This is a genomic window from Muribaculum gordoncarteri (assembly GCF_004803695.1).
In the GTDB taxonomy this organism is placed as follows: Bacteria; Bacteroidota; Bacteroidia; order Bacteroidales; family Muribaculaceae; genus Muribaculum; species Muribaculum gordoncarteri.
Genome location: NZ_CP039393.1, coordinates 1,278,802 through 1,302,200, shown reverse-complemented (window position 1 = coordinate 1,302,200; position 23,399 = coordinate 1,278,802). Strand labels below are relative to the sequence as shown.

Below are 23,399 nucleotides of genomic sequence, written 5' to 3'. Positions count from 1 at the left end.
ACAGGATGTCACGCTTTTTTATTGTAAATTCCAAAATCACACCTTATATAATAAAAAAACAGTCAATGACTTTCACATTGCAGCTATTTATTGTAACTTTGCAAAAATTTTTTAAGTAGCACTAATAGTCCACTACATGAAAAAGAAATTTAACGAATACGACAGTTTCAATCTTTCAGATATCAATCGTCAAGTGCTCGACCGATGGAATAAGGAACATCTGTTTGAGCAGAGTATGAAGGTGCGCGAGGGGTGTCCCTCTTTTGTCTTTTATGAAGGCCCTCCTTCGGCCAACGGTATGCCCGGCATCCACCATGTCATGGCACGAACCATAAAGGACATCTTCTGCCGTTATAAGACGATGAAGGGTTTCCACGTTAAGAGAAAGGCCGGATGGGACACTCACGGACTGCCCGTAGAGCTCGGTGTGGAGAAAGCACTCGGAATAACCAAGGAAGATATCGGAAAGAAAATTTCGGTAGATGACTATAATGCCGCTTGTCGTCGCGAGGTGATGAAGTACACCAAGGAGTGGGAGAATCTTACCAACTCCATGGGTTACTGGGTCGACATGAATGACCCCTACATCACCTACGACAACCGTTATATCGAATCGGTGTGGTGGTTGCTCAGTCAGCTGCACAAGAAGGGTTACCTCTATAAGGGTTACACAATACAGCCCTATTCGCCGGCTGCAGGAACCGGCCTCAGCACCCATGAGCTTAACCAGCCGGGATGTTACCGCGATGTAAAGGACACTACGGTGACCGCCGCTTTCAAAATCGTGGATCCGCGTCCCGAAATGACAGAGTGGGGTACTCCCTGCTTCCTCGCATGGACCACAACACCGTGGACACTTCCGTCAAACACTGCACTGTGCGTTGGCCCGAAGATTGAATATGTGTGCGTACAGACCTACAATCCCTACAACGGAGAGAAAATAAGCGCCGTTCTTGCCAAGGAGCGCCTTTCGGCCTACTTCAAGGCTGAAGGAGCCGACATGCCGCTTGACGAGTACAAGCCCGGCGACAAGATTGTGCCTTACCGCGTAGTGGGTTCATATATCGGCAACGATCTTCTCGGAATGCACTACCAGCAGCTTATGCCCTGGGTTAAGCCCGTTGAGCGCATTGACGCCAATGCTCCCGGATTTGTACAGGATTACGCTGCCGCCAATCCCGAAAAGGTATTTTCAGTAGGCAAGGACAAGTTCGTTGAACTCGAAGCTGAAGCCTTCCGTGTAATCCCCGGCGATTACGTTACTACTGAGGACGGTACGGGTATCGTACACATCGCACCCACTTTCGGTGCCGATGACGCCAAGGTTGCCAAGCTTGCCGGCATCCCCTCGCTGTTTATGATAAACCGCAGAGGCGAAACACGCCCCATGGTCGACCTTACCGGTAAATATTACACAATCGATGAGTGCGCTCCTGAATTTGTGGATAAATGCGTCAACGTAGCCGCTTACGAGAAACATGCAGGTGACTATGTGAAGAATGCTTACGACCCGAAATTCAATGCCAACGGTAAGTATGACGAAGCCGCCGCATCAAAGAGCGAAGACCTGAACATAGTCCTGTGTATGGAGATGAAGCAGGCCGGAACCGCATTCAAGATCGAGAAGCATGTACACAACTATCCTCATTGCTGGCGAACCGACAAGCCCGTGCTCTATTACCCGCTCGACAGCTGGTTTATACGCACTACATCGGCTCGTGAAGCATTGATGGCCAATAACGAAACAATAAAGTGGAAACCGCAGTCGACAGGCACCGGCCGATTTGGCAAGTGGCTTGAAAATCTTCAGGACTGGAACCTGTCACGCAGCCGCTATTGGGGCACACCTCTGCCTATATGGCGCAGCGAGGACGGCACCGAGGAGATATGCATCGACAGCGTTGAAACACTTTACAATGAAATAGAGAAGGCTGTAGCCGCTGGCGTTATGTCGGCCAATCCCTACAAGGAAAAAGGATTTGTGCCCGGCGAATACACCAAGGCCAATTATGAGAAAATCGACCTTCACCGTCCCTATGTCGACGACATAGTGCTTGTGTCGCCTTCAGGCAAACCGATGCATCGCGAGCTTGACTTGATCGATGTGTGGTTTGATTCGGGTGCGATGCCCTATGCCCAGATTCACTATCCCTTTGAGAACAAGGAGGGTCTTGATTCGGGCGAACTCTATCCGGCCGATTTCATAGCCGAAGGTGTTGACCAGACACGCGGATGGTTCTTCACCCTCCATGCAATAGCAGGAATGGTGTTTGACTCGGTTGCCTATAAGGCCGTTATATCCAATGGTCTTGTGCTTGACCGTTTCGGCAACAAGATGTCAAAGCGACTCGGCAATGCCGTGAATCCGTTTGAGGCGATAGAGCAATTCGGATCCGACCCGTTGCGATGGTACATGATTGCAAATTCATCGCCATGGGATAACCTGAAATATGACTCGGAGGGTGTCAAGGAAACCGCCCGCAAGCTCTTTGCGACACTTTACAACACCTATTCGTTCTTTGCACTCTATGCCAATGTCGACGGATTTGACAACAGCGCACCGCAGGTTCCGCTGGCTGAGCGTCCCGAGATAGACCGCTGGATTCTCTCACTGCTCAACACGCTCATTCGTGAGGTTGACGAAGCTCTCGACGATTATGAACCCACCAAGGCAGCCCGTGCCATAAACGACTTTGTCAATGACAATCTCAGCAACTGGTATGTGCGTCTTAACCGCAAGCGTTTCTGGGGAGGCGAAATGGATGTCGACAAGTTGTCGGCTTACCAGACTCTGTACACCTGTCTTGAAACCGTGGCCTTGTTGATGGCTCCAATATCGCCGTTCTTTGCCGATCGTCTTTATACCGACCTGACTTCGGTCACCAAAGGCTCGACCGAATCGGTGCATCTGGCACTCTTCCCCGAGGCAGGAGAAAGCGACGAGAATCTTGAAGCACGCATGAAGCTGGCACAGGAGATAACATCGATGGTGCTTTCATTGCGCCGCAAGGTCAATATAAAGGTGCGTCAACCGCTGTCGACATTGATGATTCCCGTGCTCGATGAAGCACAGAAGGAGATGATAGAGTCGATGGCCGACTTGATACTCAATGAGGTAAACGTAAAGACCATAAAGTATGTAGGCAACGATGAAGGTGTGCTCGTAAAACGCGTTAAACCCGACTTCAAGAAGCTCGGCCCGAAATTCGGAAAGGCTATGAAGAGCGTTGCCGCCGCCATAAGCTCCATGTCACAGGCCGATATCGCCGCACTGGAACGTAACGGCTCGATGGAGTTTGACATCGACGGTGTCAAGGCTTCGGTTGAGCTTGCCGATGTTGAAATAATATCGGAGGACATTCCCGGATGGCAGGTAGCCAACGACGGCAATATAACCGTCGCTCTTGATGTGACAATCACCGACGAACTGCGCAACGAGGGTATAGCACGTGACATAGTGAACCGCATCCAGAACATACGTAAGGGACGCAACTATGACATTGTCGACAAAATCAAGCTCACGTTTGCTCCCGATCCGGCTACCGAGGAGGCAATCAAGGCCTATGGCGACTATATAGCCAAGCAGGTACTTGCCACCTCACTGGAAGTGGCACAACTTGCCGATGATGCTGCGGCCGAGGTTCTCGACATTGACGGAACCGAAGTCAAGGTACTCATAGAACTGAACAACTAAACCTAAAATAATTAAAAGCACTACAACCATGAGCGAAAAGACAAGGTATACCGATGAAGAACTCCAGGAATTCAAGGAGTTGATTCTCGCCAAGCTTGAAAAGGCACAGCGCGACTACGACCTGTTGAAAGCCAACGTGATGAACAATGACGGCAATGACACCGCCGACACATCGCCCACATTCAAGGTGCTTGAAGAGGGCGCAAGTACATTGGGAAAAGAGGAGGCCGGACAATTGGCACAGCGTCAGATGAAGTTCATTCAACATCTTCAGGCTGCACTCGTGCGCATCGAGAACAAGACCTACGGAATATGCCGTGCAACCGGCAAGCTGATTCCCAAGGAGAGGCTTCGTGCTGTTCCCCATGCAACATTGAGCATCGATGTAAAGCAGCAAAACAGCAAAAAGTAGAACAACAAAACAAAAAAAGAAATAAATTTGATGAAGCTGTCCAAAGGCTGGCTCGCAACGATCATTATAATCGGCGTACTTTTAATCGACCAGATTTTCAAGATTTGGATTAAAACTCATTTCTATCTTGGTGAAGAGTACAAAATAGCCGATTGGTTCTATCTCTATTTTATAGAAAACAACGGTATGGCATTCGGAATGGAGGTGGGAAGCAAACTGTTTCTCACCCTGTTCCGCATTGTTGCTGTAGCGGCACTGATCATCTATATATGCCGTATAAAGGGTAAATCCTACATCAAGAGCGGCTATATAGTGTGTTTCGCGCTGATTACGGCAGGAGCGGCCGGCAATATTATAGATTCCGTGTTTTACGGATTGATATTCAACAATCCTTATCCCCCCGAGGTGGCTACGATGTTTCCTCCTGAAGGCGGATATGCGGCCTTGTTCCACGGCAAGGTGGTCGATATGCTTTATTTCCCGTTGTTCAGCTTCTATTGGCCTGAGTGGATGCCTTTTGTAGGAGGCGACCATTTCCTGTTTTTCCAACCGATATTCAACATCGCCGATGCCGCTATCACCGTTGGTATCCTCGTGTTGATAATATTCTATTCCAAGTATCTCTCTTCGCCTCACAAGTCGGAAGAGATTGCCGAATCGAATGACAGTAATAACAAATAACCGCTGAGTCACTTGCCCATGCGCCGTTTTGTCACAATATTCAAAACATTGTTCATCGCTGCGATAGCAGGTTCCATGTTTCAGGCCTGCGACCGCACACCCGACTATGTAATCGGGCCAAAGGAGATGACATCACTGCTTGTCGACATACACAAGGGTGAGAGCGTAATCGACCTTAACCGATCGGCCTACAGCAGTGACTCAATGCGCAAGGTTGTCAAGCAGTCGATATATGCCAAACACGGCGTAACGGCTGAGCAGGTCGACACTTCGCTCGTGTGGTACGGACACAATGTGGAGAAGTACATAGAGATCTACGACGGCGTGATCGAACAGCTTGAAAAGGACATCAAGAATGCCGATGTGTCGTCGGGCGGCGAGCGTCTGCATCTTGCAGTCGTGGGTGACTCGGTCGATGCATGGAGTGAGGTGCCTTATCGTCATTTCTTCAACGGAGAGCCGGTTGACAACGTTAAGTTCTCATTTTCGCATGACGAGAACTGGGAGAAGGGCGATGTATATACCTGGCGTTTCTACGCCAACAACCGATTGTCGACAATCAATTGGACGATGGCTGTCGACTATACCGACGGTACGAGCGATTACATGACATCATCGGTCAACCAGGACGGATGGAATGAACTGAAACTTGTCACCGATTCGGCTAAGACGGCAAAATATATCTATGGCAACATCTCCATGAACCCCATACCCGGCGAAAGCGTGTATCTCGACAGTATATCGCTTGTGCGCTCGCGATTCTCGCCAAGCACCTATTTCCGAGGTAATATAAAGGAGTACCGTAACGGAAAGAAATAATAGGTGGATTATGAAGCGTTATCTCGCTCATGCAGTGCTTGACCGAGGAGTTATACATTACACGGCGCTATTGTCGGTTGACGGCAATGAGATGTCGATAGAGCCATTTGAGCGCGAAACTTCATCAACCGAATTCTTCCCCGGAATAATCATTATAGCATCATCGGAAGCCGTCACATCGGCCGATAAGGATGAACTTGCCGCCATTGCATCTACTCCGGCTACGTTAAGACAACGTAGCGCATTGTTCAACGACTACATGACAAGCCACAATCTATACCGCAAGTCGGATACCGAATCCCCCGAAATCATATTCCTAAAGTGAGAGAGTCGCTCTATTTATCAGTTGGCCACAGTCCTGCTGATTTAACTTTGTCGGTCAATTCCGAAGCCTCGTTTTCGTTTAATTGGCGTTTAGTTGAGTCACGCTTTATTGTATTGGTATTGCGTTCTTTTCTCACGCCTTTCTTAAGTGCTTGCAGTTCCTTTTTAAACTCAGCCTTTTCGCGAATATACTCCTCTTTCATCTTCTCATACTCGCGGCGAAGCTCTTCCTGCTCTGCTTCCAACTCTTCCTGCTCTTTGGCAAATTCCATTTGTTCGGCCTCATAATCGGAGTCAGTGGTGTGACGACATGCCACAAAAATTAGAGCTGACATCGCCAATGCAATCATTGCTGTTTTCTTCATAATTTTCTTAATTATTATCTATTGTCTTTGGTTTCGTAGTAGTTCTGGATGCCGTCAACAACATCTACATTTACGCTTTTGCCTCCTGCGAAATTCCATGTAAGCGAAAATCCCACATACTGTACCGGAGTAGTATATTTATATGAAACTTTGTTTGCGTCGGCATATCGGTCGAGTTTTCGACGATTTCCTATAGGAGTAAAATCCAATGCAACCTGAAGGTTGTCATTCAGGAATGTTCGGTAAATTTGTCCGCTTACGTTGTAAACGACATGATATGTGCGGTCGAGAGTGCGGAACGTAGGCTCGAAATTGGCGTTAAGCATTCCTCCCCAGCCATGACCGAATCGGAAGTTGTTGTTGAAGTAAAAATACTCCTTGACGCGAGTCTTGTTGTAATGTATTCCGTCAAGCATAGTATTCTCCGGAGTAATTTCTACGCGGCCTGAGAGTTTGAAACACCACACCCGTGACGGTGATTCGATCCATTCCGCACCGAAACCCCATACACCCTGACTATTGATGTTTAATGGCATCGTATAGAATACATCGGGATTCTCTCCGCTTTGCAATGTCTGCCAGTAGATACGGTCATGCGACACGGCATAAAGAGCGGTGATGTTGATTTTGTTTCGCAGTAGCGACAGTCCGGCCATGACAATGTCGGCCGACTGAGCTTTGAGATCGGGATTTCCTACGGTGTAGTTATATGCGTCGCTCCAGTTTATGACAGATGATATGGCAGTGTAGGGGATATCGCTCAATGTTCGTTTGTAGCTTACCATTAAGGCATGGTCCATTCCCGGGCCAAACGGCATCATCACCTGAACAGTGGGATTCATTGACCATTGGGTGTTTGTGTTTTTGCGATTGGCTGAACGGTCTTCGTAGGTTATACGGTTTAGTTGCCAGTTCATCCCGGCACTGTATTTAAGTTTCCAAATCCGGCCTTGTGCCGAGGCATATACAATAGGGGTAAGGCCGGAGGTTTTGGTTGGAATGTCGCTCGTTTCAAATCTGTCGTTTTTAAGGATGTCGGCAGGAGTGTAAGATGACGATATAAACTGTGCGGATGCACCGAACTTCCATATAAGAGAGCGGCTGTGCGGATACATGAAATCGGCTTTGAATTTCCAAAGATTTAGATTGGTGGTTTCCTTTATTGCAGCCGCTCTTTCCGAATCGAGAAAATAGCTACTGTTGTCATTGCTGTGACGGTTAAGATAGTCGGCTGTAAGTTGCAATTGAGTGCCGCGTGATCCAAGCGGTTGCATGAACATTATTGTACCTTCCTGCAACGATGTATTTTCACGGATGCTGACCGATGAAATTGTGTTGCCGTCATAAGACACGGATGACGGGCGGGGCGATGACATGGATATAAGATAACTGCCTCCCAATTGTGCGCCTGATTGAAGCTGTTGTGTGAGGCTAAGACGATTTCTGAAATTGAATCCGTGAGATTTTGAGGTTTCAGTCAGGAATGTGTGAAGGTCGGGACCGCTTAATGTTTGAGCGGAATTCTCCTCAAATTTTGTGTTCCCGGCATATAGATTATTGTATACGCTTAATCCCTTATATCGATAGTTTATCATACCGCTTATTCCCGCATTACCGAAGTCGCAACTTCTGTACCAGTCGGCATTTGCCAAGATACTTCCGTAATAGCCTCCCTCAGGAGGACAACGGAGTGTAATCATTATGCTTCCTCCGCTGAGTGATGCATTATGGTCGGCTCCGGCAAGGTATTTTACCTGCACCTTATCGATCATTTCACCGGGGATGTTGTCAAGTTCCGACAGGTCGGAGAGTTTCACGCCGTCAACGTATATCTCACTTGCGACAAGTCCGTTGATTTTGAATGTGCCGTTTTCGTGTGATATGTTTGGGAGAAAACCGAGGACATCGACTGCGGGTTTGCCTTTTGTTATATCAGAACCGCGAAGATTGGTGGTGTAGCCTTCGGCATCGGTTGTCGTGCGAGAGGCAACTACCGTCACTTCATTAAGTCGGCGTTCGGTTTGTGCGGCCGCCGAAAGCCATGTGATGATTGCAATTAGAATCAAAACTGATTTTTTCATATCGTTTGGTTTTTGAATTTTTACACTGCAAAATTAGCGTAGACATGGCTTTCATGCCTACTTAAACAATGACAAAATTCTCTTAAATTAGATATGTAATCAGTTGATATTCAGTGGGTATTACTTATTGAAATCTTAAATCGCCCTTTAGCGGCCTTAAGCCTTCCCTGATGAGGGTTTACGGGTAGCCAGAAACGTTATGAAATCTTCTTTGGGGAGTAATCTGAGCTTCTTTCTGATAGATGTTTTGCTGACATAAACTGAGTTTGAGGTCTGCTGAATCAATACCCCGATCTCCTTTGTCGAGAATCCGGCACGAAGGAGGCAAAGAATCTGTATCTCCCTTTCGGATAGCAATCCGGGATAATCGTTCAACAGGTTAGCGTGGAAATTATTGTAAAGCTCGTCGATTACGGGATAGAGTTCCGACCAGTTTACCAGGGCATCGGTTTCCGAATCCGAATTGCCGGCGTTGCTTATCTTTTTAAGCGCTTCTTGGTTATGGGCTGTAGGAGCTTCGGCAAAAGCCCTGATTATGTCGATCTGCAACAACAGCGTTTTCTTAAGGAGTGCCTGCTTATCATCGGGCGAAGGTTTTGTCGCAGCCATTGCAAGCTGTTCCAATGCCTCTATCCGTTCTTCGGCCTCTATAAGCTTCTGTCGGCGACGATGAGCGACAAAAACGATTACCGCCACAATGATTACTCCCGCAAGCATTATCAAGATTATAAACAACCATAGATGTTGATGCCTGATGGTAAGCTCATAGTTGCTGCGACTTAAATCGTAAGCACTCTCAAGAGCATCGTCACGTTCCTGTCGCTTTACTTCAAGGTCGTTGCTCACTTTTCTCAGCGAGTGGGCAGTATTTGATAGTCGGCTAAGCGAGAGAGCCCCGCTATGCTCGTAGTCCAGCACAATCTTTAGAAACTCAAGATAGGAAGCCGCCACCGGATCACGGTCGAACATATCCATGTCCAGGCTGTCGACAAGATTGACATATTTTGTGGCTTCATTAATGTTTCCGGAGTTCAACTGAAGATTAACCATAGGAATATAGAACTCTACAAGCTTATCGGAGGGCACATTTTTCATCCGCCCGATTACATCCTTTAGGATCGCTACTGCCTGTGGAGAAGTTTCACGGTATTCACCAAGGGCTGCGGCATAATTTATGCGCATATACAGCCATTCGTTTGAGCCTTCTTCGGGAGCATCGGGTAGGGCAAAAAGAGAATCACATAACGCCACTGCATCCTTGCTTCTATTCAACGCTACAAGCGGGGTTATTTTCTTTATCTCGAAATCAAGACGCTCGTCACCATCGTGGGCCAATTTTATCTGACGGTCGATTATTATTAATGCCCTTTCATAATCTTTGTCAGAGAACGAGAAGCCGAGAAGCACTTGATTCAAATGTTTCTGAATATCGCAAGGCATGTCGTTTACTATCGAATCGATCAACGCCCAAGCTTCATTTTTACGCTCCAACGAACGAAGATGATTGGACTGTGCTATAGCCGATTCAATATATGACGCAGTATCACCTGCCGCCTTATAAAATTCGACCGCCTGCGACAAAAGCGTGTCGGTTACGAGCGACCTTCCCATATACATATTGGCTTTGGCTCGGGTAAGTGCATAGTCGGCTTTCAGTTTCTTATCTTTCAGATTGTTGAAATCCAAATTTTTAAGAAGCATATATGCACTGTCGGGCCTTTCATCAACAATTCGTGCTGAAGTTTCCAAGAGCCGGCTTTCCGCACCGCCGCATGACCAAAGAGGTAGCAGGCAAAACAGTATCAACGCATATCGGATGATTGAGTTTATTATCATATTCCCGTGTATTAATGCGCAAATTTACGTATTTGCAGTAATTTACGCAAACGTAACGGGAGCAATACAAGTAGATATAAAAAAGTGGCGCAACATCGTTAAAATGTTGCGCCACAATCAAGATTGTTATAATATCTTACGATTATTCTTCACCATTGAGGATTTCAAGCATCTTTATGGCCGATACGGGAATACGTGTACCGGGGCCGAAGATTGCTGCAACACCTGCCTTGTAAAGGAAGTCGTAGTCCTGAGCGGGGATTACACCACCGGCGGTTACGATGATATCCTCGCGACCAAGCTTCTTGAGTTCTTCGATAACCTGAGGAATCAAAGTCTTGTGACCTGCGGCAAGTGATGATACACCGAGAATGTGGACATCGTTCTCCACAGCCTGACGGGCTGCTTCGGCCGGAGTCTGGAACAAGGGACCCATGTCGACATCAAATCCGCAGTCGGCATAACCGGTAGCTACAACCTTTGCACCGCGGTCGTGTCCGTCCTGTCCCATCTTGGCAATCATGATACGAGGTTGACGACCTTCTTTCTTAGCAAACTCTTCACACATGCGCTGTGCGCGGATGAAGTCGGGATCTTGTTTTGTTTCGTTGCTGTACACGCCTGAAATAGTTCTGATTACTGCTTTATAACGGCCTACAACTTCTTCGCAGGCATCTGAAATCTCACCAAGTGTAGCACGGAGTCCGGCAGCCTTGACTGCAAGGTCAAGGAGGTTGCCCTTCTTGGTGCGAACACATTCGGTAATGTCAGCAAGAGCTTTCTTGACAGCCTCTTCGTCACGGTGAGCCTTTACATCGTTAAGACGCTCGATCTGCTCTTTGCGCACCTCGGTGTTGTCGATTTCAAGAATGTCGATGGGATCTTCGTGATCAAGACGATACTTGTTGATACCTACGATAGTCTGACGACCTGAGTCGATGCGGGCCTGAGTGCGGGCTGAAGCCTCCTCGATGCGGAGCTTGGGAAGTCCGGTTTCGATAGCCTTGGCCATACCGCCGAGCTTCTCGATTTCCTGGATGTGCTCCCATGCACGATGTGCGATTTCGTTGGTAAGAGCTTCAACATAGTAGGAACCGCCCCACGGGTCAACCTGCTTTGTAACGTAAGTTTCTTCCTGGATATAAATCTGAGTGTTACGTGCGATACGTGCCGAGAAGTCGGTAGGAAGTGCGATAGCCTCGTCAAGAGCGTTGGTGTGAAGCGACTGAGTGTGACCGAGAGCGGCACCCATGGCTTCGATACATGTACGACCAACGTTGTTGAAGGGATCCTGCTCGGTGAGCGACCATCCTGAAGTCTGAGAGTGAGTACGCAGTGCGAGTGACTTGGGATTCTTGGGATTGAACTGGCTTACAATCTTGGCCCAAAGCATACGTGCGGCACGCATCTTGGCGATTTCCATGAAGAAGTTCATACCGATTGCCCAGAAGAACGACAAGCGCGGAGCAAACGAGTCGATGTCCATGCCTGCATTCACACCTGCACGCAGATATTCAAGACCGTCGGCAAGAGTATAGGCGAGCTCGATGTCGCAGGTTGCACCTGCTTCCTGCATGTGGTAACCGGAGATTGAAATCGAATTGAACTTGGGCATGTTCTTTGAAGTGTATTCAAAGATGTCGGCGATTATTCGCATTGAGAATTCCGGCGGATAGATGTAGGTGTTACGTACCATGAACTCCTTGAGGATGTCGTTCTGTATAGTACCGGCCATCTCTTCAAGCTTGGCACCCTGCTCAAGACCTGCATTGATGTAGAATGCAAGCACGGGAAGCACGGCACCGTTCATGGTCATTGACACTGACATCTTGTTCAAGGGTATACCGTCGAAGAGCACCTTCATGTCCTCAAGCGAGCAGATTGAAACACCTGCTTTGCCGACATCACCTACAACACGTTCGTGGTCGGCATCGTAACCGCGGTGAGTAGCAAGGTCAAATGCAACCGACAATCCTTTCTGTCCCGATGCAAGGTTGCGGCGGTAGAAAGCGTTAGATTCGGCAGCAGTCGAGAAACCTGCATACTGACGGATTGTCCAAGGACGAAGGGGATACATGGCGCTGTACGGGCCACGAAGGAACGGGGGAATACCTGACATGAAATTGAGGTGTTCCATTCCTTGAAGGTCATCCTTGGTGTATATGGGTTTTACGGGAATCAACTCGGGAGTGAGCCAATCTTCACCGTGAGCTACGGCACCATGCTGAGCGCCGAAAGCATCCTTTGTAATATCTATTGTTTTAAAATCGGGTCTCATTGCGATAGGTTATTTAAGAAGTTTGGCGTTGAATGATTGAAGTGTTTCGAGAACGTTGCAGCGAACGTGGATGAAGTCGTTGATGCCGAGTGCCTGAAGCTCTTCCATGCAAGCGGGAGCACCTGCCACAACAAACATTGCGCGACCGTCGAGGTACTTGTAGGCCTCGGGGGCGAGTGTTGCATACTCGTCATCGCTTGAGCAGAGCACGATTACATCGGCACCCTTTTCAAGAGCGGCGTCAACACCCTGCTGAACGGTGTCGAATCCGAGGTTGTCGATAATCTCGTATCCGGCGCATCCGAAGAAGTTGGTTGAGAACTGTGCACGTGCAAGACGCATTGCAAGATTTCCGATAGTGAGCATGAACACCTTCGGACGATTTGAAGCAGCCTCGGTTGCAAGACGCAGAGCCTCGAAGTCGCTTGCGGCACGCTTCATCGAGAGGCCTTCGCCCTCGTTGGCGTCACCATGGTGGCATCCGCAGTTGCATCCGGTGTTCTCAATCTTTCCGGCGGCGGTTTCATTTACATTGGGGTACTGGTTGGTTCCAAGCAGAATCTCCTTGCGGCGGGCAACATCGGTGTGACGCTTTGCCGAAGTTTCGTTGACTGTCTTCTGGATCGAGCCGTCGTTGATGCAAGCGAGGAATCCGCCCTTGTCTTCGATGTCGATGAAGAGCTTCCAGGCTTCCTGTGCAAGTGAAACGGTGAGGGTTTCAACATAATAAGAACCTCCGGCAGGGTCAACTACCTTGTCAAGGTGGCTCTCTTCCTTAAGCAGGAACTGCTGATTGCGTGCAATGCGCTCCGAGAATGCATCGGGAGTCTTGAACGGAACATCAAACGGGGTAGTGGTGATCGAGTCAACTCCGGCAAGAGCAGCCGACATGGTTTCGGTCTGTGAACGGAGAAGGTTCACATGAGCGTCATATATAGTCTGGTTGAAACGCGAAGTTATTGCATGAGCCATCATCTTGCATGAAAGCTTTGATTCGGGCTTATACTGCTCAACAATCTGTGCCCACACCATGCGAGCGGCGCGGAATTTTGCAAGCTCCATGAAGTAGTTTGATGAAATGCCCATGTTGAACTTGATGCGGTGAGCGACTTCGTCGGCCTTTACACCTGCATCGGTGAGTATTGTCATCCACTCGGCACCCCAAGCCATAGCATAACCGAGTTCCTGGTATATGTAAGCTCCGGCGTTGCAGAACATGAATGAATCCACAGAGAGAACTCTCATTTCGGGAACTGACTTAACCACCTCGAGAAGTTCAAGAGCTATAGCCTTGATGTCGCCGGGGAATTCAGTGCCGTGCTTGAGGGCGCGACGCATGGGATTGAAGTCGATTGAACCGCGGAAGTTGGTGAGGTTGTTTGTTTCGCGCAGATACTCAACGATTACCTTTGCAGTTTCAACGGCGTGACGGGGGCAGCACTTGAAGTTAAGTTCATATTTTGCCACATCAATGCCGTCGAGAAGCTCACGAACAGCAGCTACATTATCGAGTGTAACATTAAAACCGAGCGAAGTAACGCCCTTAGTGATAATGTCGCGGGCAACTTCATTGGCTTCTTTAGGAGTTTCGGCAAGAACCTCCTGACGGATAAGCCAGTCGTTGTCGGTACGGGTTCCGCGAACGTAAGGATATTCACCCGGAAGGGAATCGGTAGTCTTAAAGTCGGCTATGTTCTCGGCACGGTATACGGGCTGAACGTTAAAGCCTTCATTTGTTCTCCAAACCAATTTCTTGTTAAAGTCGGCGCCTTTCAAGTCAGCTTCGACCTTGGCTCTCCACTCGTCGTAGGAGCACTCAGGAAACATGTCGAACAATTTTTCTTTTTTTTCTGCCATGATTTTGGTATTAATTTATAGTTTTATAGAAAAATGCTTTCAGGTATAAATCACTATTATATGCAATAGTGCTATAATACATGACAAAGGTACAAAATCGCTTGAAATTTAAGCAAAAATTTATTGCATTTTCTATCTAAATATGGAAAAATTTCCATATTTGGCCGCTTTGTCTATTTACGTGGGTTGATTATTCGTTCGCCGAGGAATTTTGCAAACTCTCCGCGAAGGCGTTGAAGCTGCACGTGACGCTCCATAAGCTCGCGTATCACCTCCTTGTCGGGCGACGGGGTGGAGTAGGCGGCCTTTATGTCGTCATGAAGCTTGCGGATGCGGCACTCAAGTATTGCATCCTTGAATTCGTATATGGATCTCGGCACAAGTTCGGGCAAGCGGTCTTCATCGGTTTCGATCTTTGCATATTTCGTGTGAACCTTGCTCAGGGTGTGCTTGTCGCTTACGAGTTCAAGTGTCAGATTACGTATGCTGTCATCGGGATGTGAACAGAGGATTTTCTCTATATACATCATTCCGTACTCACGCTGTCCTTTGAAATAGAGCTGATCGGCGCGCTCCACAAGCTCTTTTTCCCTTACCGCTATGCTGTTCAGGTCGGTAACGGTTGTGCGTATCTCCTCTTCGCCGGCCGCAATGTAACGCTCACGCTCCTTCAGCAGCGTTTCATTGTTTCTTTGGTTGTCCTCCTCCCATGTCATCGATGAGCACTTGATGGCCTCCTCAAAGGTCTTCTCTATGTCGGGGTTTGAGAATTTAAGATCATCGTTTTTAAGCTCCTCATTGACATAGTCGATGACTTTTACCGATATGGGATTGCCGATGTCGTCGTAATCCTCACACAACTCCAACATTCCGTAACGCAGCACGTAACGCAGTATGCCTTGCTCGTAAGCCCGAAGAAAGCTTGAATTGGAATCGACCGACGATGGCTGTTGCTTCACTTCGGCGGCTGCCTCGACCGGTTTTGCCGGCTCTTCAACATTCACGATGTCGCTTATGGTTTCCGCTGCCGCTTCCTGTTGCTTTTTGAGGTTGTCCTTGCCCACACGCTCCATAAACAGCTTGTTGACCTGCAATGCCACGATGCGGTCGTCGATTTCAAGCATTCGGCTGCACTCGGTTATGTAGACATTGCGGGTGATGGGGTTGGGTATGACTGCAATTGAGCGCACGATGTCGTTGATGACTCTCGACTTGGCTATGGGATCGTTCTTGACTCCGTTCAGCAATATTGAGGTCTTGAACTGAAGGAAGTCGGTTTCGTTGGCGGAGATATATTCCTCCAACTCCGATGATGTGTGCTTCTGTGCAAATGAGTCCGGGTCATCGCCGTCGGGGAGCAACAGCACCTTTATGTCGAGCCCTTCGGCAAGAAGCATGTCGATACCGCGCAACGACGCCTTTATTCCGGCAGCGTCACCGTCATATATTACGGTTACATTGTCGGTAAACCGATGGATGAGTCTTATCTGGCCGTCGGTCAACGATGTTCCCGATGATGCGACAACATTCTCGATGCCCGACTGATGCATCGATATCACATCCATATACCCCTCGACAAGAATGCATTTGTCGTGCTTTACAATGGCCTGCTTGGCCTGGTAAAGTCCGTAGAGTTGATAGCTTTTCTTGTAAATGAGTGACTCGGGTGAGTTGACATATTTGGCGACATCCTTTTTCAAGGTTCGGCCGCCGAATGCTATCACTTTGCCCGAAATGGAGAATACCGGAAACATAACGCGTCCCTTGAAGCGGTCGTAAACACGCCCCTGGTCGGTCTTTATGCACAATCCGGTTTCAATAAGATACTTCTCGTTATAGCCACGTGATTTTGCTGCATTCAGCAAGTCGTTGCTCTTCTCAAGCGAATATCCAAGTCGGAATTTCTTTATCGAGGCCTCGTTTATGCCTCGGTCAAGGAAATATGACAACCCGATGTCACGGCCATCGTCGGTTTCTTGCAGATTTTTCTCAAAATGTTTCAAAGCGAAATCATTCACGGCAAGCATGCTTTCGCGCTCCGATTCCTCTTCGCGCTCTTTATCCGACATTTCATGCTCCTTGATTTCGATGTTGTATTTACGTGCAAGATAGCGAAGGGCCTCGTAATAGCTCATCTGTTCGTGCTCCATGATGAAATTCACGGGACTGCCGCCTTTGCCGCAGCTGAAGCACTTGCATATATTCTTAGATTTGGACACCGAGAACGACGGAGTGCGCTCATTGTGGAACGGACAAAGCCCGAGATAGCTGCTGCCTCTGCGTTTCAGATGCACGAAGTCGCTGACCACCTCCACAATGTCGGCGGCGTCAAGAATGCGCTGTACTGTTTCCCGATCGATTTTCTTCATGACGATGACAAAATTAGCAAAAAAAAATAAGACAGCCTCCCGGCTCCCTTATTTTTCGCTTGTTGCTTGTTGAATATCTATTCTGTCTTTATTGGAAAGTTACGTATGAAAAAGTATTCTGTTATTACCTTTTAAGTATTTCGTGTTGCTCATGATACGGATTTCCTAGTTAGCTAAGAAGATTCGCATTGGTGATTGATTCCTTCGTTCAATCACATTGCAAAGGTAATAAATTGTTTTTAAACTTAATGCATATAAGGTTATATGTTTTACAACATAAAATTACACTCCGCAACTTTAACGGCATGTATAATTATAAAAAATAATAGCCCTAAAATTAAAAATCGTAATCATTTATATTTGCGCGAGAAAATGTTGCGAATTGAAACTTAATTAAAATAAGTTAAAATCAAATTCCTGCTTTACAGATGCAAGCGGAGGGCCGTGAAATGCTATATTCACGGCCCTCCGAGATGTCATTTTGTCAACTTAATATATTATATAGGATGTGAGAGGTGTTAAAACACCTGAAATCTTGCCGTCTTTCACTTTGAAAGTCGTGTCATGTACCTTGTCGACATATTCACCGTCCTTCAACGTGGTGGGCAGGTCGATCGATGCCTGTTCTTCTCCTATATTAATAAGAGCAACACCCTTGTTGCCGCGGGCCACTTCGATGACAGCACCGTTGTCGGACACGAATATCGATTCAGGCTGTCCGTGCATTGCGTGGCGGAACTTGTTTACGGCAACCACCTCGGGATTCATGAACTCATCGTTTCCGCGTGCGCCTACACGATTGTTGCCCCAGTAGTTGTCGCGGGTGCTTCCGGCCGGGCGGCTGAAGAACAAGGGAACACCGTTCTGACGGGCAGTGAGGAATACGTAACCTTCACGAATCAACTCGTCGCTGATGCCGGCCGATTCATGCTGATTGGCATAGGTGTCGTGCGATTCAACCCAAGTGACAAGCTTCGTGGGGTCGGCTTTGTGATGCCATGATGCAAGGCTGTCGGCATAATAGTTGTGATTTACAAGAGCGTTACGCAGTGCATGTCCGTAAGCGCTTGCAGTAAGGCTCATATATTCGGCATATTCATCCTCCTTTACGTTCTTGTCCTGAAGCACTTCGCCATATATGAACAGGCTGTCGGGCATCGACAGGGTTATGTCACGTATGGGTTCGCGACCGGTGGCTATGTCCCAGAAGTTGTTACGCTCGGCAAGCGAGTCGAGGGGGTCCGACGGCAATCCGATGTGTTTTGCCGTGTCATAGCGGAATCCGCGTGCGCCGCAAGCAATCAGATCGTTGACATATTTCATGTAGTAGTACTGGAAGTCGGGATTCTCGGTGTTTACATCGGGAAGACCACCCATCTTTCCTGTCGTACACTGATAACGGTCGTTATAATCGATAATATCGTTGAGTCCGTTGGCGTGGAACAGCTTGTCATGACCGCCTACTGCACTGTCAAGGTCGGCGGTTACTGCCGTGTGGTCTACCGCAGTGTGGTTGGGGAGCACATCGACAATCACCTTTATGCCATATTTTGCGGCGCTGTCGCACATAGCCTTGAACTGGTCGCGGTCGCCGAGAAGATAGTTACCGATCTTCCAGTCGATCGGCTGATAGTAGTAGTACCATTTTCCGGTAACCGAGTCGCCGGGCTGGCTGTATAGGGCCATACCGCCGCCTTCGCCCACATAGCAAGTGTTGGCAGGTGATGTCTGCACATAATCAAACCCCGCATCGGCAATATTTTTCATATTGGCTGCAATCGTGTCAAACGACCATGACCAGGCATGGAGTATGACATCGTCGTTGGTTACAGCTTCGGGAGCTTTCTTATCGCCTCCGCAGGATGCAAGTAATGTCGACAGTGCTGACACTGCCAACAATGATTGAATTGAATGTTTCATTTCGTGTTATAAATAGAGTTGGATTAATTATTTTACGCTTCGTCAAAGTTAATAATTATTTTTCATATAATAAAGTAGATTGCCCGGTGAAAATATGGAAGCAAAATGAGGTTATTGTTGGCATTTAGTAGCCAATATGCGGCTTGAATATGTTAAATCGCCACTTTAAGTCACAAAATCATTGAAATATGTCAAATAAAAACACTTTTATGAAGAAAAATCACACAAAATAGTTGGATTATATTGCAAATTGATTAACTTTGCAACGTGAAATAAGATTAAAGAATTAAAATCATTCTTATTAGCGATGAAGCAAATAAAGTTCACAAAGATGCATGGCATCAGCAATGACTACATATATATAAACTGTATGGAAGTCACGCCGGAGCGTCTAAGTGAATTATCGATAGAGATGAGCGACCGCCACACAGGTGTTGGCGGTGACGGCATCATCCTTATTTGTCCGTCGGAGGTTGCTGATTTCAAGATGCGCATATTCAATGCCGACGGTTCCGAAGCCAAGATGTGTGGAAACGGAAGTCGCTGTGTCGGCAAATATGTATATGATTACGGATTGACCGACAAGAATGTCGTAACTCTTGAAACATTGGCAGGCATCAAAACATTGCACCTGCACGTAAATAAAGGCAAAGTTGACTCGGTCACCGTCGACATGGGTGAGCCGGTCACATCAGTCAGGGAAATTCCGGTTATATATAATAATGAGATGATGGTCAACGCTCCGGTCGATACATCGTGCGGAGTGGTTGAGATGACAGCCGTTTCGATGGGCAATCCCCACGGAGTCGTGTTTGTCGACTCGCTCGATAATGTGGATGTACACGGATTGGGGCGTGAACTTGAAATTCACCCCATGTGGCCCGACCGGGCAAACATCGAATTTGCGCAAATAAATTCACCCTCCGAAATAACGATGCGAGTGTGGGAGAGAGGTAGCGGCGAAACAATGGCCTGTGGAACCGGAGCCTGTGCCACCGCAGTTGCCGCCGCGCTTACAGGCCGTACAGGCGATCGGGTGACAGTGCATCTGCTTGGCGGCGACCTTGAGATATATCGGAATCCCGATGATTCACACATCTACATGACAGGAGGCGCAACCACGGTGTTTGAAGGAGTCTACGAAAGACAAAGTTGATAACAAATAAAAACAATAGAAAAAAACGGATTCACTGACCTATGATTAAGATTAACGACAATTTTTGCGAGCTTCCTGCAAGCTACCTTTTCTCCGATGTAGCAAAGCGAATCAATGCCTTCAAGGCTGAGCATCCCGATGTCGAAATCATCAAGATGGGCATTGGCGATGTAACGCAGCCTATATGTCCGGCAGCCATTCAGGCAATGGAAAATGCCGTTGCCGACCAGGCCGATCGCGTGACCTTCCACGGTTATGGCCCGGAGCAGGGATATGACTTCCTGCGCAGGAGAATCGTAGATGTTGATTATCGCTCACGAAACATCGACATAGACATCGATGAGATATTCATAAGCGACGGTGCGAAAAGCGACACGGGCAATATAGGCGACATTCTGTCCACCGACTGCAAAGTTGCCGTGACCGATCCCGTATATCCCGTATATGTCGACACAAATGTCATGGCCGGAAGGGCAGGGCATCTCGTCGACGGACGCTGGAGTAGGATAGAGTATCTGCCGTGCACGGCCGAAAACGGATTTATTCCATCATTGCCTAAGGACAACCCCGATGTCATATATTTGTGCTATCCCAATAATCCCACCGGCACAACTCTGAATCGCTCACAGCTTGAAAAATGGGTCGAATATGCAAAGGACAACAATGCACTCATATTATTTGACTCGGCCTATGAGGCATATATTACAGAACCCGACATTCCTCACAGCATATATGAAATCCCCGGAGCCAAAGAGGTGGCTATAGAGTTCCGCAGCTTCTCCAAGACTGCCGGATTCACAGGATTGCGATGCGGTTACACAGTAGTTCCCAAGGAGCTCAAGGGATTGTCGAAAAACGGCGATGAAGTATCGCTTAACGCATTGTGGAATCGCCGCCAGTGCACCAAGTTCAACGGTGCAAGCTACATCGTGCAGCGTGCTGCCGAAGCATTGTACTCGACAAAGGGGCGTCATCAGGTGAAAGAAACCATCGCTTACTACATGCGTAACGCTTCATTGTTGAGAAACGGCCTGTCGGCTGCCGGACTTGAAGTGTGGGGCGGGGTAAACGCTCCCTACATCTGGGTGAAGACTCCCGGCGGCCTTTCGTCATGGGAATTTTTCGATTTGCTGCTTGAAAAGTGCGGTATCGCCGGCACTCCGGGTGTTGGTTTCGGTCCGTCGGGCGAGGGTTACTTCCGTTTGACGGCCTTTGGACGATATGAGGACACTGTTGCCGCAGTTGAACGGCTTAGTTCATTGAAACTGAACAAATAAAATGATATTTCAATATATAAAATTATATATATATTATGTCAAAGTTGAGATTTAAAGTAGTGGAAGAAGCTTTTGATCGTAAAGCTATTCCGGTTGAAATTCCGGCAGAACGCCCGGAACAGTATTATGGGAAGTACGTGTTCAATCGTCAGAAGATGTTTGAATACCTGCCCAAGACCACTTATGACGCACTTGTTGAAGCGATCGACAACAAAAAGCCGCTATCACGCGAAGTTGCCGACAGTGTAGCCGCAGGCATGAAGCAGTGGGCAATCGACAACGGTGCGCGTCATTACACCCACTGGTTCCATCCGTTGACCGACGGTACAGCCGAGAAGCATGACGCTTTCATCGAGCATGACGGCAAAGGCGGTGTCGTTGAACAATTCACCGGCAAGCTGCTCGTTCAGCAGGAACCCGATGCGTCGAGCTTCCCCAACGGAGGTATCCGCAACACATTTGAGGCCCGCGGATATTCGGCATGGGACATCTCTTCGCCGGCATTCATCCTCGACAAGACACTCTGTATTCCTACAATATTCATTTCGTATACAGGAGAATCGCTCGACTACAAGACTCCGTTGCTTCGTGCCCTGAATTCAGTCGACAAGGCCGCTACAGGTGTCGCACAGTATTTCGACCCCAATGTAAAGCATGTCAACTCCTATCTCGGATGGGAACAGGAATACTTCCTTGTTGACGAGGCTCTCTATTCGGCCCGTCCCGACCTTGTTATGACAGGCCGCACATTGATGGGACACGAGAGTGCTAAGAATCAGCAGCTTGAGGACCACTATTTCGGAGCAATTCCGTCGCGCGTCGAAGCCTTCATGCTTGACCTCGAAATCGAGTGTCACAGGCTTGGAATTCCGGCAAAGACCCGTCACAATGAAGTAGCGCCCAACCAGTTTGAGCTTGCGCCTATCTTTGAGGAAACCAACCTTGCCAACGACCACAATCTGTTGCTCATGTCGCTTATCGCAGAGGTTGCACGCCGTCACAATTTCCGCGTCCTGCTTCACGAAAAGCCCTTCTCAGGCATCAACGGTTCAGGAAAGCACAACAACTGGAGCCTTGGCACCGACACCGGGGTACTGTTGTTTGCGCCCGGAAAGACACCCGAAGCCAACCTTCAGTTCATCACCTTCATTGCCAATGTAATGGCAGCCGTGTACCGCCATAACGGAGTATTGAAGGCATCAATCGCTTCAGCCACCAACGGACACCGTCTTGGAGCCAACGAGGCGCCCCCTGCCATCATTTCGATATTCATGGGTACACAGCTCTCCGAAATCCTCGACAAGCTTGAAAAGGATGATGTGGATGAAATCATCAACCTCTCGGCCAAGAAAGGTCTTAAGCTCAATGTCGACCAGATTCCTGAAATTATAATCGACAACACCGACCGTAACCGTACATCGCCGTTTGCTTTCACCGGTAACCGCTTTGAGTTCCGTGCCGTAGGCTCTTCAGCCAACTGTGCATCGGCCATGATAGCACTTAACGCAGCGGTAGCCGAGCAGCTTATGGAATTCAAGGCCAATGTAGACGCCCGCATCGCCAATGGTCAGGACAAGAATCACGCTATCCTGTCGGAGATAAAGGAGATTATAAAATACTCCAAGCCTATACACTTCGACGGAAACGGTTATAGCGATGAATGGAAGGAAGAGGCCGCCCGCCGTGGTCTTGACTGCGAAACAAGCGTACCCAAAATCTTTGACGCATATCTGAGCAAGTCGTCAATCGACATGTTTAAGAGCACCGGCGTGTTCACCGAAGTAGAGCTTGAAGCTCGCAATGAGGTGAAATGGGAAATGTACACCAAGAAGATTCAGATTGAGGCCCGTGTGCTCGGTGACCTTGCCGTGAATCATGTGATTCCCGTTGCGATACGCTATCAATCGGTGCTCACCGACAATGTATTCAAGCTAAAGACTCTGTTCCCCAATGAAAAGGGTGACAAGCTTGCACAGCTCGACCTCGACACTATCGAGCGCATGTCGGCCCACATGGCAACAATCATGGAGGAAACCAAGAAGATGGTCAACGCCCGCAAGGCAGCCAACCGCATCGAGAATGAGAGAGAAAAGGCCATTGCATATCACGACACTGTTGTACCGTGCATGGATGTCATACGCTACCATATCGATAAGCTCGAGCTTATGGTCGATGACGAAATGTGGCCGTTGCCCAAATATCGCGAATTGCTCTTCATTCGTTAACATAATTATTGAATAACAAGCCTGGAGCGCCATTGATGCCTGTTATGGCATCAAGTAGTAGCATGGTGCTCCATGGCATTTTCAAATGTTTTTATTAGAAAGTTA

At 48.1% G+C, this 23,399-nt stretch carries 15 protein-coding genes; 8 read left to right on the top strand and 7 right to left on the bottom strand.

Going from position 1 to position 23,399, the window contains the following annotated elements:
• Window positions 1–136 precede the first annotated feature (136 nt).
• From ileS to E7746_RS05595, 5 genes are read left to right on the top strand one after another with little or no spacing between them, the layout of a single operon-like run.
• Window positions 137–3,694 carry an isoleucine--tRNA ligase gene (ileS, locus tag E7746_RS05615; RefSeq protein WP_136410133.1) on the top strand — a complete coding sequence of 1,186 codons (3,558 nt, stop codon included), beginning with the start codon at window positions 137–139 and terminating at the stop codon, window positions 3,692–3,694.
• Between the two features lie 28 nt (window positions 3,695–3,722).
• Window positions 3,723–4,106, top strand: coding sequence for a TraR/DksA family transcriptional regulator (locus tag E7746_RS05610; protein WP_123396749.1), 384 nt, complete (start codon window positions 3,723–3,725; stop codon window positions 4,104–4,106).
• A gap of 30 nt (window positions 4,107–4,136) precedes the next feature.
• Window positions 4,137–4,787 (top strand): lipoprotein signal peptidase, encoded by a 651-nt coding sequence (locus E7746_RS05605; protein WP_135946257.1) that lies wholly within the window; start codon window positions 4,137–4,139, stop codon window positions 4,785–4,787.
• A gap of 18 nt (window positions 4,788–4,805) precedes the next feature.
• Window positions 4,806–5,606 carry a DUF4296 domain-containing protein gene (locus E7746_RS05600; RefSeq protein ID WP_136410132.1) on the top strand — a complete coding sequence of 267 codons (801 nt, stop codon included), beginning with the start codon at window positions 4,806–4,808 and terminating at the stop codon, window positions 5,604–5,606.
• Between the two features lie 10 nt (window positions 5,607–5,616).
• The gene (locus E7746_RS05595) at window positions 5,617–5,931 is read left to right on the top strand and encodes a hypothetical protein (RefSeq protein WP_136410131.1); all 315 of its coding nucleotides are present in this window, start codon (window positions 5,617–5,619) and stop codon (window positions 5,929–5,931) included.
• A 10-nt stretch (window positions 5,932–5,941) separates the two neighbouring features.
• Here the strand turns inward: E7746_RS05595 and E7746_RS05590 are convergent, their stop codons facing one another.
• From E7746_RS05590 to E7746_RS05560, 7 genes are all read right to left on the bottom strand, one after another.
• Window positions 5,942–6,295 (bottom strand): hypothetical protein, encoded by a 354-nt coding sequence (locus E7746_RS05590; protein ID WP_136410130.1) that lies wholly within the window; start codon window positions 6,293–6,295, stop codon window positions 5,942–5,944.
• 14 nt (window positions 6,296–6,309) lie between these two features.
• Window positions 6,310–8,376 (bottom strand): outer membrane beta-barrel family protein, encoded by a 2,067-nt coding sequence (locus tag E7746_RS05585; RefSeq protein ID WP_136410129.1) that lies wholly within the window; start codon window positions 8,374–8,376, stop codon window positions 6,310–6,312.
• A gap of 156 nt (window positions 8,377–8,532) precedes the next feature.
• Complete coding sequence (locus E7746_RS05580) at window positions 8,533–10,062, bottom strand: helix-turn-helix transcriptional regulator (RefSeq protein WP_168184308.1); 1,530 nt, start codon at window positions 10,060–10,062, stop codon at window positions 8,533–8,535.
• 292 nt (window positions 10,063–10,354) lie between these two features.
• Window positions 10,355–12,490, bottom strand: coding sequence for a methylmalonyl-CoA mutase (gene scpA, locus E7746_RS05575; RefSeq protein ID WP_123396701.1), 2,136 nt, complete (start codon window positions 12,488–12,490; stop codon window positions 10,355–10,357).
• A 9-nt stretch (window positions 12,491–12,499) separates the two neighbouring features.
• A complete protein-coding gene (gene mutA / locus E7746_RS05570; protein ID WP_136410127.1) occupies window positions 12,500–14,347 on the bottom strand; it encodes a methylmalonyl-CoA mutase small subunit in 1,848 nt (615 codons plus the stop codon).
• A 173-nt stretch (window positions 14,348–14,520) separates the two neighbouring features.
• The gene (gene dnaG, locus E7746_RS05565) at window positions 14,521–16,716 is read right to left on the bottom strand and encodes a DNA primase (protein WP_136410126.1); all 2,196 of its coding nucleotides are present in this window, start codon (window positions 16,714–16,716) and stop codon (window positions 14,521–14,523) included.
• 489 nt (window positions 16,717–17,205) lie between these two features.
• Entirely contained in the window at window positions 17,206–18,636 is a 1,431-nt protein-coding gene (locus E7746_RS05560) for an alpha-amylase family glycosyl hydrolase (protein WP_136410125.1), read from the bottom strand.
• 307 nt (window positions 18,637–18,943) lie between these two features.
• On the opposite strand from E7746_RS05560, the gene dapF reads away from it, so the two are divergent.
• The 3 genes from dapF to E7746_RS05545 are packed head-to-tail and all read left to right on the top strand — an operon-like array spanning window position 18,944 to window position 23,294.
• Window positions 18,944–19,792, top strand: a complete 849-nt coding sequence (gene dapF, locus E7746_RS05555; protein ID WP_202877168.1) for a diaminopimelate epimerase — start codon at window positions 18,944–18,946, stop codon at window positions 19,790–19,792.
• A gap of 41 nt (window positions 19,793–19,833) precedes the next feature.
• The gene (locus E7746_RS05550; RefSeq protein WP_136410124.1) at window positions 19,834–21,069 is read left to right on the top strand and encodes an LL-diaminopimelate aminotransferase; all 1,236 of its coding nucleotides are present in this window, start codon (window positions 19,834–19,836) and stop codon (window positions 21,067–21,069) included.
• 35 nt (window positions 21,070–21,104) lie between these two features.
• Window positions 21,105–23,294, top strand: a complete 2,190-nt coding sequence (locus E7746_RS05545) for a glutamine synthetase III family protein (RefSeq protein ID WP_136410123.1) — start codon at window positions 21,105–21,107, stop codon at window positions 23,292–23,294.
• The last annotated feature ends 105 nt before the right edge of the window (window positions 23,295–23,399 follow it).